Origin of the sequence: Kribbella sp. VKM Ac-2569, assembly GCF_004216905.1 — a bacterium.
Classification (GTDB): domain Bacteria; phylum Actinomycetota; class Actinomycetes; order Propionibacteriales; family Kribbellaceae; genus Kribbella.
The window spans coordinates 111605-125481 of record NZ_SGXJ01000003.1 but is presented as its reverse complement, the minus strand read 5'-3'; the positions used below and the strand labels follow the sequence as shown (position 1 = coordinate 125481).

Genomic DNA, 13877 nt, shown 5'->3' with positions numbered 1-13877 from the left:
AGGAGAAAACCGAATCGGATAGGATATTGGGTCTATTACTTAACCTTGTCAAGATTCTGTGCGAAAGTGGCACAGTGATGACGCGCCGCGAAGTCCGTCGAGAGCTGCGGCGCCGGTGGCACCAGGGACAGCACCCGGCCGGTGTGCCCTGAGGTCGGCCAGTACGTCGAGGGCGTCGAGGGGTTGCCGGTCTTCGCGAAGTTGACCCAGGCGGCGCGCATGGAGTCGGCCAGGGCGGTCTGTTCCGCGTTCAGCGGCACCGGGAAGGGAGCGTTCGGGAGGTCGAACAGGTACCACATCTCCGAGCCGTGTGTGGCCACCGAGAGCAGGCCTGCCGGGGCGAAGAGGAACGGCGCGGTGTCGTCGTTGAACTCATAGCCGTACGTCGGAACTCGCCGTGCGGTCCACGTGTTCACCTGGGCCGCACCGCACGCGAACGTCGCGTCGCCGACCAGCGTGCCGAACGCCTTGTCCGGGGTGGCGTACGCCGACAGCGGGTACTCCTTGGCGATCGCGGCGGCCTGGGCGGGCGTGACCCGCAGCGCGGTGGCGATGTTGCTCTCGTAGTTCGCTGCGGTGACCGGGCTGGTGTAAGGGACGTTGTACCCACGGCTGACGACTCGGCCGCCGAGCGTGAAGAGTGCCTCTTCGTCGTGGTTGCTGCCGTTGAGGATCGTCACGTCGTTGAAGCGGCCAGCAGCGAGCGCCGTACCGATCGACTCCTTCAGCACCGCTCCGTCGACTACGCCCGGGATGAGGGCGGTCGCCGTCGAGATGTTGTCGACCAGCGTCTGCACCGGAACCTTTCGCAGGCAGTCCGCCGATTGGTCGGGGCAGCCGACCTTCGTGGCGAACTCCTTGCCGAACGTCTCAGCCTTGGCGAGCGGTTCCTGCTCCAGGGCGAATGCGCCGCTCTCCACGATCGCCCGCTGGAACAAGCCCTTCGAGCTGCGGGACGTGACGTGTGCGAGCACGGACACGCCGCCGGCCGACTCACCGGCGATCGTGACGTTGTGCGGGTCGCCGCCGAACTGGCCGATGTTGCGCTGCACCCAGCGGAGCGCGGCCTGCTGATCCATCAGCCCGTAGTTGCCGGCCGGTCCCCCGGGCCGCGACGCCAGCGCCGGGTGGGCGAGGAAGCCCAAGGCGCCGAGTCGGTAGTTGATGGTCACGACTACCGCGCCGGCCTTGGTTAGCTTCGTGCCGTCGTAGTTCGAGCCGGTGTCTCCGACCAGGCCGCCGCCGTGGATCCAGACGAGCACCGGGCGCTTGGTGAGCGAATGCGGGGCCGGGGTCGAGACGTTGAGGTAGAGGCAGTCCTCGGACAGTTGGGCGGGCGTCACCACGCTCGGTGCCTGCGGACAGCCTGGTCCGTACGACGTTGCGTCGCGCACACCCTGCCAGCTCGTCGCGGGCTGCGGGGGCCGCCACCGGAGATTCCCGGTCGGCGCCGCAGCAAACGGCAGCCCGCGGAACGAAGACGTGCCGTCAACAGTCAGGCCGCGGACGACACCGTTGCCCGTCGCAACAACAGGAGCGGCGGTGGTCGCGTCGGCGACGGGTAGGCCGCCTGAACCGATTGCCAGGATGGCGGCGGCGAGGAGGAGGACTCGCGGTCGCCGGGGACGGATGATTCTCACGATTCGGGCACCTCGTCTGGAAGAGTGGTTGGTTACCGCAACCACTCTTCAGCGCGCGACCACCCGTCGCCCCAGGGAGAGTCCCTGGTTTCAGGCGGCGGACTCCCTGGGGGTCTGCCACTCGGCGGGCCCGTCGGAACCGGCTTCGTACTCCTCCAGCGGCACCTCGTCGGTGTGCCAGGCGTCGATCACCGGCTCGAGGATCTCCCAGCAGCGCTCGGCGACGTCACCGCGCACCGAGAGCAGCGGGTCGCCGCGCAGGATGCCGTTCAGCACCTCGCCGTACGGGAGCACCGACGACGACGGCAGCGTCGCGTCCAGGAAGACCTGACCCATCGTGTACGGGCCGTCGACACCGAGCGCCGGAACGGACAGCGACAGCTCCCCCGGGTTCAGACCGATCCGCAGGGTCTCGCCGTCGCGCCCACCGTGGAGGCCGGACGGCAGGTGCCGCAGCGGCTTGAACTTGATCACGATCTCCTTGCGCGCGGCGCCGAGCGCCTTGCCCGATCGCAGCGTGAACGGGACACCGGCCCAGCGGTTCGTGCCGACCTCGACTGTCACCTCGGCCAGCGTCTCGGTCTCCCGATCCGGGTCCACACCCGCTTCACCGGCGTACGACGGAACCACACGACCGTCCGCAATGCCCGCGGTGTACCGGGCCCGCCGGCTCGCCTCGGTCGCGGAGCCGCGGTACAGGTGCGTACTGCGCAGCGCACGAGCCATTTCGCTGCGAACCTCGACCGCGTCCATCGTGGCCGGGGCGTCCATGGCGAGCAGGGCGAGGACGAGCAATAGGTGGCTCTGGATCATGTCCACCAGCGCGCCCGCGTTGTCGTAGTACTGCGCGCGACCCTCCAGGCCGAGCGTCTCGTCGTACACGATCTCGACGCTCTCGATGTGTTCGGCGTTCCAGACCGGCTCGAACAGCCGGTTGGCGAACCGCAGACCGATCAGGTTCAGGACCGCGGTGCGGCCGAGGAAGTGGTCGACGCGGTGCACGTTCTCTTCGGGGACGAGCGTGCCGACGAGCTTGTTCAGCGCAGCCGCGGACGCGGAGTCGGTGCCGAACGGCTTCTCGAACGCCAGCTCGGTGCCCTCCGGGAGCTCGACCCGCTGGAACGTCTCCACGATCGCGTTCGTCACGGCAGGCGGCAGCGAGAAGTACAGCACCGGCGCCGGCCCGGCGAGCTCGAGGAGCGCGCGCAGGTGCGCGGGGTCCGTCGGGTTACCGGCGACGTACTGCGTGGTTGCCAGGGTCTCCGCCGCGACCGGTCCGATCTCGCCCTGGGACTCGAAGGCAGTCCGGACGCGGTCCGTCCATTCGTCCGCCGCGAGCGCGGACCGGCCGGTGCCGATGATCCGCACAGCGGTGGCGCGTGTGCCGGCGAGCAGACTGCCCAGGCCGGGCAACAGCAACCGGGAACTCAGGTCGCCGCTGGCGCCGAAGATGACGACGGTTCGTTGAATCAACACGGTCAAACTCAACCACGTGAGCGGCAACCGCATTCCCCTACCCGGCGGTTGTCTCGAAGGTTGGGTACGGCGTGTCCGGCAGGCCGAGATTGCGCCAGACGAAACGCGGGACCCAGCCCAGGAAACCGCGCAGGTACGCCGAGCAGCCCGCGATCGCGGGCTGGCTGTGCTCCCCCGGCGTGAACCAGACCCAGTCCTCCACGATCCGGAACGGTGCGCCCGGCGTCGCCATCAGGTACTCCATCTGGCGCGGATGAATCACGTCGTACGCGAACTTGGTGTCCGCCGAGATGACCGCGAACCGATCGTTGAACGCCGCGCTCTCGAAGCTGATGCCATTGCGGAAACCCTTCGGCCCGACGCTGAGCTGGGGCATGCGGACCGGCAACTGGAAGCCGAGGATCGGCTCGGAGTGGTTCTCGACCACGGTTCGGGTCTGCGAATTGCCGTTGCTGTCGGTGTAGCTCTCGGTGCGCGAGGTCTTCCAGTGGTGCTTGAACGCGACGAACGGCGGCCCGTCACCGTCCCGCCCGCGGATCACCTCGTCGGTGCGGTGACCGTAACCGCCGCTGTGGACCGGCGTGTAGTGCAGCAGGTTGTCGTCGACGCCGATCCAGTACCAGTCCGGGTGGTGGTAGAACCGCAGCCGCGGCTCCGGCTCCGGCTGGATCCAGTGGTCGAGCGGCGTCGCGTCGATCGCCGCCGCGATCGCGCCGAGCTGCTCCAGCCACGGACCGAGCTGATCGAGCTCCTTGCGGGGTGGATTCAATACGACGATCTGGTCGCCGTCGACGCCGAGGTTCACGCCGGGTTGCGCTGCCGCCAGCGCGTTCAGCTGCACGCACAGCGTGGAGGTCATCACCTCGTGCGCGAACGCCGGATCCATCGCGCCGACCTGCCACCCCGGCCCGAGCTGCGCCGGAGCGACGACGCCGTGCGCGAGAACGCCGTACCGGGGTGCGGTCTCGCCGCCCGTGATCCACAGCTCGGGCAGCCGTCGCGACAACGTCACCATGCCGACCCAGCCCGACCAGTACGCCGACTTGTACTCGATCACCTGGAAGGGTCGGCCGTTCGCGGTCAGTCCGGTGATCTGGTCGTCGGGTTTGCGCACGAACCCGACCCCGAACGGCGGATTGCTCAGCCGGGCCACCGTGTCGAACGTCGGGCTGTTGACGAAGCTCCAGCCACGCTGCCGGATCGACCCGATGTACTGCTGCCGGCGCACGAGCGCGACGATCCCCCACACGATCGCAGCCACGACCAGCAGCAGCGCGATCACCATCAAGACGATCAAACCGCTCACGTATGCCTCCCCGACCCGGCTGCCTGCACACCGGACGATAACGCCGGAACAGGATCAGGCCAGGGCACTCGGCAGCGGTTCGGCATGGACGATCTGGAGCCGGCTGACCGCTCGGGTGAGGACGACGTACAGGCGGTGCAACCCGCGGGGCTCGGCGGCGACGATGTGGGCGGGCTCGGCGACCACGACCGCGTCGAACTCCAGGCCCTTGGCCAGCGTGGCAGGCACGCACACCAGGCGCACGGTGTCGATCTCGTCCTCGGTCTCGCCGATCAGGGCCACTTCGAGTCCGGCCGCCGCGATCGCGTCCCGCAGGGCCACGACCTGATCGTCCGCCGCGATCAGCGCCACCGAACCTTCGCCCGCGAGCGCCGCCCGACATTCGGCGACCACCTGGTCGGCGAACGTGGACGCGTCGGCCGACACGATGCTCAGGGCGTCCGCGACCGTCCGTACGCCGGTCGGTGTGCCGAGCGTCGGCGCGATCTCGGGCAGCAGCTTCGCCGCGAAGCTGATGATCTGCTCCGGTACCCGGAACCCACGGTCGAGCTCGACCGTGACGCCGTCGCCCTTGTCGAGATGACCGAGCACGCGGTCCCAGGATCCGGCGGCCCACGGCGTCGTCGCCTGCGCGAGATCACCGAGCACCGTGGCCGACCCCGTGCGGCAACGCCGGCCGAGCGCCCGGAGCTGCATCGCCGACAGGTCCTGCGCCTCGTCCAGGACGAGATGCCCGAGCGAGCCGGTACGCCGCTCGATCAGGTCCTCGAGTTCGTCGAGCAGGACGGTGTCCGCGAACGACCACTTCGCCGACTTCCACCCGCGCGGCGGCTTCGGCCACAGCAACGCCGTACGCTCCTCGTCCGTCAGGCCGGGGGCCGCGGCGGCCAGGAAGTCCGCGTCCGACAGGAGCCGGTGCAGGACCTGCTCGGGGAAGACGCGCGGCCAAACCGAGTCGAGGACGTCCTTCACCGGCTTCGAGCGTGCGACCGCGTTCTGCACGCGGTCGTCCGGCGACTCGGCGCGCTCCTCCATCCGGACCAGGACGACGTGCGCGATCCGCTGCGCGAGCGCGTTCCGCCCGGGCGCGTACCGGGTCGATTCGCGCAGGTTCGACACGATGTCGACGACCTCGTACTCGTGGACCCGGTAGCGCCGGGATCCCTTGCTGTAAATGACTCCCTCGGTCGGCGTACCGACGTACGACCACAACGCGCGACGCAGTACGTCGGCCATCCTGGCGTCGCCCTTCAGCCGCTCGGCCTCCGTCGCGTCGGTGGCCGCGGTGGGCCGGGTGAGCAGCTCGTCGATCGTGATCTGTCGTACGTCGACCTCGCCCAGCGCGGGCAAGACCTTGCGGATGTACGAGAGGAACGACCGGTTCGGTCCGACGATCACGACACCGCCACGACCGAGGCGTTCGCGTTCGGTGTAGAGCAGGTACGCAACGCGGTGCAGACCGACCGCGGTTTTGCCGGTGCCGGGTGCGCCCTGCACGCAGACGCTCGGGTGCAGCGGCGCGCGGACCAGGTCGTCCTGCTCGGGCTGGATCGTGGCCACGATGTCGCGCATCGGACCGGTGCGCGGCCGTTCGATCTCGGACCGCAGGAACTTGTCCGCCTGGTCCGACACAACCGCACCGGTCAGCGGTTCGTCCTCGAACCCTGTCAGGTCCGCATGGTCGGAGAACCCGTACCGCCGGCGCATCAGCACCCGTCGCCGGTCGCTCGGGGTCGCGCGGTAGAACGGCACCGACACCGGCGCGCGCCAGTCGATCACCAGCGGTACGCCGGACCCGTCGTGGACATGCCGGCGGCCGATGTAGATCTGGTCGATGTCCTCGATCGTGCCGTGCTCGTAGTCGAGCCGGCCGAAGAACAGTGGTACGTCGGGCAGGTCGAGGAGCGCGTGGGTCCGCATCTCCTTGGCCCGCTGGTTGGCCTCGTTGGTGAAGCGTTCGTCGTTGTCCTCGCCGCCGATGATCTGGACGTCACGGTCCACGACCTCGGCGTACATCTTGGTGAGTGCGGTGCGGGCGGTGGCGAGAAAGGCGCGTTCGGACGCTAATTCAGGTTCGACCATCGGTGAGAGCCTCGAATCGTGAGCTGGGTCCCGCCCCGGAGCAGATCCATCCGGTTCGATTCGATCCCGAAAAGACAGACCGGCGACGTTACCAGCCGGCAGGGTGGGCAGCCACCGATTTATTTCAGCCAGTCGGGCGTGTGCTCGGCGTCCCGCGGAAAGGCGGCCAGATCGGCCGGGTAGATCGTTGCGTCGACAGGGATCGACCACGCCGGTTCGTGGTCGTAGTCGAAGTCCGTCGCGAAGTGCCCGGTCGACGTCACCGTGACCTTCGCCGTCAGCCAGGTCCCCTTGCCAGGCTGGTACATCTCCCGCCGCAACTCCTCGAAATGATCCTCGAGACCTTCGGGCAGCGTCTCCAACTGGGTCTCCCCCGACGGCAGCACCACGTCCGCGTCCAGTTCGGCGTACGACGTGGTGGCCCGGTAGACCGCGCTGACCTCACGCCACCCCGCCGGCAGGTCCGCGACCAGGGCGCGGGCGATCGTGTCGATCACACCGATCTCGCTCATCCACGCTCCCGGGACGCCGGCTTGGTCTCTCTGAAGATACGCCGCGGGGAGTGCTCGCCGTTGTGCCGGTCCACGACGCCGCGGGACGACGGGCGATCCGTCCTACGGTTCTCGTGCCGGACGTCGATGGCGGCATGCACCTGGATGCCGGACGCGCGCATCGCCTGCCAGGTCTGCTCCATCGCCCGCCAGTTCTTGCTTCCGGCGTGCGCCCGGTTCTGTTCCTGCGACTGCGCGGTGAGGTTGATCGCCTCGCCCGGGCCGTCGAACACCGTCGCGAAAAGGTGACCGCCGTCGTCGGTGCGTTGCCGATCGGGCTCGCCGGCCTCCCGTTGCGCGGACACGTTGCGGCGGTCGTCGTTCTCGTCGGTCGGCAGCCAGCCCAGCCACCCTTCGGCGTGGGCCACCCGCCCCGCCTTGTCGGTTGCGTACAAGTACCGATCGTCGACGACGTACACGGCCGACGGCTCGGGGTCCATCAGGTCGGCGTTCCAGTGGCCGACCCGCCCGGACTGCTCCTTGTGCACCGGCAGTCCGGCGTACTTCTCCGGCACCACCGGTACCTCGTCCGGGCCGTAACCGACCGCGCGGACGTCGGCCGGATCGGCGGGTTGCTCGATCCGGACCGACGCCCGCGGTCGTTCTGGCATGTCGTAGTTCTACACGCTGGTTCTTAACTTGTGGTTACTTGCGCGTGTCACCCATCGTTCTCGGCGGCCGGGATCACCGCGCCCGGAACGTTCTGCGGGGCGACGATCTGGGCCTCACCGGGGTACGGCAGGGACCAGTTGTGCGCCTCGTACCAGTTGTAGTGGTTCATCTGGGCCGGGTTCGCGAAGTCGGCCCTGGCGTTCGGCCCGGTGGTCCGCTGCTGGTCCTTCCACGCCGACCACTGCGCCGCCATCGACTCCATGCCGGCCGGGACGGTCACCGTCGGCGCGGCCGCGACGGCCGGGTTCTGCGCCGCCGGTACATCCAGACCGCAGGGGGGCGGGGTCTTCAGGCCGTCGGTCAGCGCAACCCGGTTCGGGAGCACGGTGAACGGCGTGTAGTTCGGCGTGCTGGTGAACGCGCCGTACATCGGAGTGGCCGCGGTGTCCTTCTGGTTCATCGGCTTCATCCCGAGGATCTGCTCGATCGTCCGGATCAGCATGATCTGCGTGTAGTAGTGGCTGTCGACCGCACCGTGCTGCGCGTACGGGCTGATGATCTGGATCGGCGCCCGGTGCCCGTCGACGTGGTCGAGACCCGCCTGCGAGTCGTCCTCGACGACGAAGATCGCCGAGTCCTTCCAGTACTTGCTGTGAGTGATCTGGTCGACGATCCGTCCGGTGGCCAGATCGTTGTCCGCGACCTGCGCCGGACCGTTGGCGGGACCACCGGTGTGGTCGTTGGAGAGCCAGAACATGTTCAGGTTCGCCGGGCCGAACTTCTGGAAGTCCTTGCGCCAGATCTCCGTCTTGTAGATGTCCGGGACGCTGGTGTCGAACTGCGGGAAGCCCTGCACGGACACGTTGTTCAGGGACGGGATCGCCGACCCGATCGTGATCGGGTACTTGGTGTCCGCCCCGGTCGCGATGATGTTCTTCGTGTCGCAGTAGTAGTTCTGCCAGGTCCCGTCGGCCGGCTTCTGCTCGATCGACAGGAACTCGCCGAAGTTCTTCACCGACTTGCCGGCCGCCTGGACCCCGGTCCAGAGGAAGCCGCTCTTCTGGTGGCCGAGGGCATCGTTCTCGGTGTCGTAGCTGCGCAGGTACTCACCGGCCGACGACTCGGTGTACTCCGGGTTGTCCGCCTGCATCAGCCAGTTGTGACCCTCGGCGGAGTTCGTGCCGATGTCGTAGGTGTTGTCGTACAGCCCGAACTGCTTGGCCAGCGCGTGCTGGTTCGGCGTGACGTTCTCGCCGTACTGCGCCAGCGCCGGGTCGCCGTTGCCCTCCGGGATGTCGCCGTACACCTGGTCGTAGGTCCGGTTCTCCTTGACGATCAGGAAGACGTGCTTGATCGTCGACGGGTCGCCGAGCCGGAGCGGGACCGGCCTCGGCACCGCACCCCCGGTCGTGGACACCGTGGCCGAGCCCGGGGTCCAGCCGTTCTGCTGGAAGACCTGTGCGGTCAGTCCACGGATCGCCTGGTCGTTCGGCAGCTGGAACTTGGTCAGGCTCGACGTGGTGTCGTGCGTGCCGTGACCGGCGGCGGTCGTCGTACGGCGCGCGTCCACACCGCGGGTGTTGGACACGACGATGTCCTTGCCCACCTGTGCGAGCTCGGCCGGGAAGTAGTCCGTCGGGATCAGACCGACGTAGCTGACCGGCTCCAGCGGGTTCTTGAACTTGTACACGGCGACCGCGTTGGCGCGGCCGAGCGACACCAGCAGGTGACCGTCATCGGTGAGTGTGACGCCGTTCGGCTCGTAACCGATCGATGCCTCCGGCCACGGCTGAGTGGCGATGGTCTGGACGACCTTGTCGCTCTTCGTGTCGATGACCGACACGCTGTTGGTCGCGGTGTTCGTGACGAACACGGCGCCGTTCTTCGCGTACAGCGCGGTCGGGTGCAGCCCGACGTCGATGCCGGCGACAGCGGCGCTCGGGTTCTTCAGGTCGATCACGCTGACCGTACCGGTCGTGGTGATCGCGTTCTGGTTCGCGACGACGTCGGTGCCGTACGAATTGATCGTGGTGTCTCCGGGCTTGGCGGGCCGGCCACCCTCGTTGCTCACGTACAGCTTGTCGCCGACCAGGACCAGGTCGCGCGGCGCGTTGCCGGTCGCCCAGCTCTGCGTGATCGCGCCGGTCGCGGTGTCGATCGCGACGACCTTGTTCTGGCCGTTCACCGCGGAGTACACCGTCGAGCTGTCCGCGGAGAACACCGCCTCGGAGGCCAGCGCGCGCTTGCTCCCGTCAGCCGGGATCGCCACGAACGTCGGATTCGCCAGCGAGCCGTCCGAATTCACGGTGAACTTCCGGTAGCCGTCGGCTTGCCCGAGCCAGACCTGCGAGCCGTCCGGCGAGTACGTCGGGCCTTCCTGGCCGACGTCGTTGCCGGGGATCTTGAGATCCGCCGCGGCGTTGTTGCCGATGTACTGCTGGACCTTCCAGTTCTTGAGGTCGATGATCGCGAGCGCCATGCCGCCGTCGGTCACCGCGGCGGCCAGGTGGCTGCCGTCCGGGCTGACCGAGGACGACATGATCTTCCCCTTCTGGAGGAGAAGGCGGTCGCCGAGAGGCTTGATGTACTGGTCGGACGAGATGACCTGACCCTTGTCGGTGATCTGCCCGACCTGGTCGTGACCGAAGCCGGTCGTCGAGGCGACCGCGGTGCCGGCCAGAGTGACCGCGACCGCGGTGGCTCCCGCGGTCACCAGTGGTAATCTGCGCCGGCGGGGACTGGGTGAGCCCTCTACGTCACGCCTACGGCGGCGTGTTACCTGCATGGGAGTTGTCCCTTCGGGTTGGGCTTCAGTTGGCAGGTAGCAGTTCGATATTGCCGTCGAACTGCCACAGGGGGTTCGGTTCGTCCCCGGACGGGGTGCGGACCAGGAAGAAGCCATTCACTTCTTTCGGTCCGTCCCCGTCGGCGACGTACCGACCGAGTGGGTTGATGTCGAGTTGGTAGATCGCCGAGCCGGCCGCGTCCACTCCGGGGACGTGCCAGCTGACGACGCAGCGCCAGTCGTTGCCGGGTCCGCGCGCGGCGACCTGGTCGCCGCCCTTGGTGCACTCGGCTGCGCTCTGCAGCTGTGCCTCGGTCACGTCGGCCCGGTTCAGCTGCTTGGTCTGCAGCCGGTACAGGTGCGCGAACTCGACCGCGACCGCCCGCTGCACCTTGTCCTGGTCGATCCCCGATCCGAAGCCGGTCACCGGAGCGACGGCGGCGGTGGTGACCCCGAGCAGTACGACGAGGGGCAGCAGGCCGGCCGTCAACGCGAGACGACCGGACCCGTCGTGCGTCGGGTTGGTGAAGTCACGGCGTACGAAAATGACGTAGGCGAGGCCGGTCGCGACGATGGCCCAGACCAGGCTGACGATCACGCCGATCAGCAGCGGGCCGAGCTGCGCCGGGCTGGTGAAGAGGCCGTTCCAGCTGATGAACGCGTAGCCGGGAAGCGCGAGGCGGAAGGCGACCGGGACCGGGAGTTGCTGGACGATCTGCATCGCGAGGGCGACGACCGCTGGGAGCAGGAGGCCCATCGGCGATCGGCCGAGCGCAACCGAGCCGAGCAGGCCGATCGCGGCCAGCGCGAGGGTTGGTGCGAGGGCGCAGAGCCAGGCGAGGAAGACCGTGCCGGCCGCGCTGCCCGGTGAGAGCAGGTGACCGTCGAGGCCGATCAGTTGCCGGTTGCCGACGACCAGCAGGCCGCTGATCGTGCTCGATACGACCAGGCCGATCACCAGGACCAGGATCACGGTCAGGCTGGACAGCGCCTTCGAGATGAAGATCCGGCGCGGCGACCGGACCGCCACCAGCAGATGCCGCCAGGTGCCGAGGCGGTCCTCGGACGCGAAGACGTCACCGGCGATCAACGAGGTCAGCAACGGCAGCGCCCAGGAACCGGAGAAGCCCAGCAGCACAAGCGGACCGGCCCATCCGGTGGCGTGCATCCAGCGACCGAAGAGCGTGTCTACGGGGAGCGACGCCTGTTGGCTGATGACAGCGACGAAGAGAGCGGGCGCCAGCCAGCACGCGACGATCAGCACGCGGACCCGCCACTGCGTGAGCAGCTTGACGAGCTCGAAGCGGTACCCGCGGATGATCGGCACCCGGCGGGCGACCTTACGGGTCTCGGGGGCAGCCACGGTGGCCATCATCAGTTGGTCTCCTGCTGCTCGGTGAGGGCAATGAAGGCGGCCTCGAGTGGCGACACCACCGGCGCCAATTCGCGGACGGCAATGTCGTCACGGACCAGCCGCTTCACGAACTCGTCCAGCGCCGGCACGGCGGTCGAGATCACGAGCAGCTCGACACCTTCTTGTACGGCGCCTTGATCGCGAAGCCGAATGCCCTTGGTCTCGCGGGCAAGTCGACGGGCCGCTGCGGGGTTGGAGGTGACGACGCGGTAGTCGAGTTCGCTGTCCTCCGAGGCCAGCTTGCTGATCGGGCCCGAGAACGCGACACGTCCGGTCGACAGGATCGTCACCTCGGAGCAGAGCGCCTCGACGTCGTCCATCCGGTGGCTCGACAGCATCACCGCCGTACCGTCGGCGGCCAGCCGGGTGAGAACGCCGTACACGTGCTTCTTGCCGGCCGGGTCGAGGCCGTTGGACGGCTCGTCGAGGATCAGCAGCCGCGGCTTGGTGAGCAACGCGGCGGCGAGGCCGAGGCGCTGGCGCATGCCGAGCGAGAAGCCGCGGACCCGGTCATCGGCCACGTCGGTCAGGCCGACCTGGTCGATCGCGTCGTCGATATTCATCGTGCCGTCACCACGCAGCTGGGCCAGGGCGGCCAGGTTCTGCTTGGCGGTCATCGACGGGTACAGGCCGGGGCCGTCGACGAAGCCGGCAACACCTTCGGGTACGGCGAGGGCGCGGCCGACCGGCGTACCGAGAATCTCCAGGTCGCCGCGGTCGGGAACGGCGAGGCCGAGCAGCAGACCGAGGAGCGTGGTCTTGCCGGCTCCGTTCGGTCCCACCAGGCCGTGGATCTGGCCGGGTGCGACGTCGAGGTCGACGCTGTCGAGTGCGACGACCTCACCGAAGTACTTGGTGATGCCGCGGGCGCGGACAGAGGGCGGTGCGTCCATGGTTAATACATTAGAAAGCAATGTACGGTCGCGTGAAGACCAAAGGTTAACTATTGGCGAACTGGCGTGAACTCCTTTCAGCCAAGCTCTCAGCGGCCTCTCAGTTGCGTTGCTCCGGATCGATGTAGAGGAAGGTCGGTCCGGCCGTGGTGTGATCGTCCTCGCTCAGCTGCATCAGCTTCAGGGCTTCGGCCTTCAGCCCGAACATCGCCTTGACGGCGTCGCGGATCAGCGCGGGCTCGCCGGTGAAGCTCTGCTCGAGCAGGAACAGCAGCGTGCAATAGGTGTTGTCGAACTCCTCCTGCGCGTTCCGGATCTGCGGCTTGTCGGACCGCCGCGGGTTCGGCCCCATCGGCGAGACTCCGGTGAGGTCGACGGCCACCGACTCGCCAGTCGGACCGGACTGCGGCGTGTCTCCGCGCTGGAAGCGGCGGCCGAGCTTCAGTTCCTCGAACCGGTAGTAGTGCGCGACCTCGTCGCGGTCCGAGTGGAAGATGTCGTGGTCGCCGTCCCAGACCTCGCCTCGCGACGTACCTTCTCCTTGCTCGACAATCTCTTCCAATGCGGCCAACGCCGACGTCAGGTCGGTGACCGGCTGGAGCGTTCCGGCGGTGTGGTGGAACGGTCCCGCTGTCACCTGACGGGCCGGGTCGCCGGAGAACACCTTGTCCTCGCCGAGCGTCTCGCACAGGTACCGGAGCCCGTCTTCGATCGCGTCGTAGAACTGCCCGATGGTCTCGTAGTGATCGCTCTCGGCCGGTGAACCGGGCGCCTCGGGCTTCTCGAGCCGCAGGAACATCTCCAGGGCATCCGGTCCGAACGGCAGCAGCGACAGCTCGATCGAACCGTGCGGCAGCACGCGCGGATATCCGGGCAGCATCTCCGGGACGTCGAGTCGCGGCTCGCCGCCGACGGCGTTCAGCAGGTTGGCCGCCAGCGAGAGATGGATCATCTCCTCGACGAACACGCTGCTCACCAGTTCCACCGCGTCCGGGTTCCGCGCCGGATCCAGCGAGTAGAGAGCACAAAGGTACGGCGGAATCGTGGCGTGCTCGAGTTCGATCGCCCACTGCAGGTGCTCGTGAAGACTGTCAATTGTCTCGATGCGCTGGCTCATA

General features: G+C 68.1%; 10 protein-coding genes. All 10 read right to left on the bottom strand.

The annotated features are described in order from the left end of the window. Positions 1-35: 35 nt before the first annotated feature. Entirely contained in the window at positions 36-1640 is a 1605-nt protein-coding gene (locus EV649_RS20855; RefSeq protein ID WP_157996270.1) for a carboxylesterase family protein, read from the bottom strand. 90 nt (positions 1641-1730) lie between these two features. Next, on the bottom strand, positions 1731-3116 hold the full coding sequence (locus tag EV649_RS20850; protein WP_198682609.1) for a glucose-6-phosphate dehydrogenase: 1386 nt from the start codon (positions 3114-3116) through the stop codon (positions 1731-1733). A 37-nt stretch (positions 3117-3153) separates the two neighbouring features. Then, positions 3154-4422: a hypothetical protein gene (locus EV649_RS20845; protein WP_241998487.1), complete on the bottom strand. Its 1269-nt coding sequence runs from the start codon at positions 4420-4422 to the stop codon at positions 3154-3156. A gap of 54 nt (positions 4423-4476) precedes the next feature. Next, positions 4477-6504, bottom strand: a complete 2028-nt coding sequence (locus EV649_RS20840) for an AAA family ATPase (RefSeq protein WP_130385231.1) — start codon at positions 6502-6504, stop codon at positions 4477-4479. Positions 6505-6623: 119 nt separating this feature from the next. Next, the gene (locus EV649_RS20835) at positions 6624-7016 is read right to left on the bottom strand and encodes an immunity protein YezG family protein (protein ID WP_130385230.1); all 393 of its coding nucleotides are present in this window, start codon (positions 7014-7016) and stop codon (positions 6624-6626) included. Beyond that, positions 7013-7666, bottom strand: coding sequence for a DNA/RNA non-specific endonuclease (locus EV649_RS20830; RefSeq protein ID WP_130385229.1), 654 nt, complete (start codon positions 7664-7666; stop codon positions 7013-7015). Before EV649_RS20830 ends, EV649_RS20835 begins: the two co-directional genes overlap by 4 nt. Before the next feature lie 47 nt (positions 7667-7713). Then, a complete protein-coding gene (locus tag EV649_RS20825; RefSeq protein WP_241998485.1) occupies positions 7714-10380 on the bottom strand; it encodes an alkaline phosphatase family protein in 2667 nt (888 codons plus the stop codon). 97 nt (positions 10381-10477) lie between these two features. After that, complete coding sequence (locus EV649_RS20820) at positions 10478-11827, bottom strand: ABC transporter permease (RefSeq protein ID WP_130385227.1); 1350 nt, start codon at positions 11825-11827, stop codon at positions 10478-10480. After that, the gene (locus tag EV649_RS20815) at positions 11827-12759 is read right to left on the bottom strand and encodes an ABC transporter ATP-binding protein (RefSeq protein ID WP_130385226.1); all 933 of its coding nucleotides are present in this window, start codon (positions 12757-12759) and stop codon (positions 11827-11829) included. Before EV649_RS20815 ends, EV649_RS20820 begins: the two co-directional genes overlap by 1 nt. A gap of 100 nt (positions 12760-12859) precedes the next feature. Then, positions 12860-13876, bottom strand: a complete 1017-nt coding sequence (locus EV649_RS20810; RefSeq protein WP_130385225.1) for a ferritin-like protein — start codon at positions 13874-13876, stop codon at positions 12860-12862. Between the last annotated feature and the right edge of the window lies 1 nt (position 13877).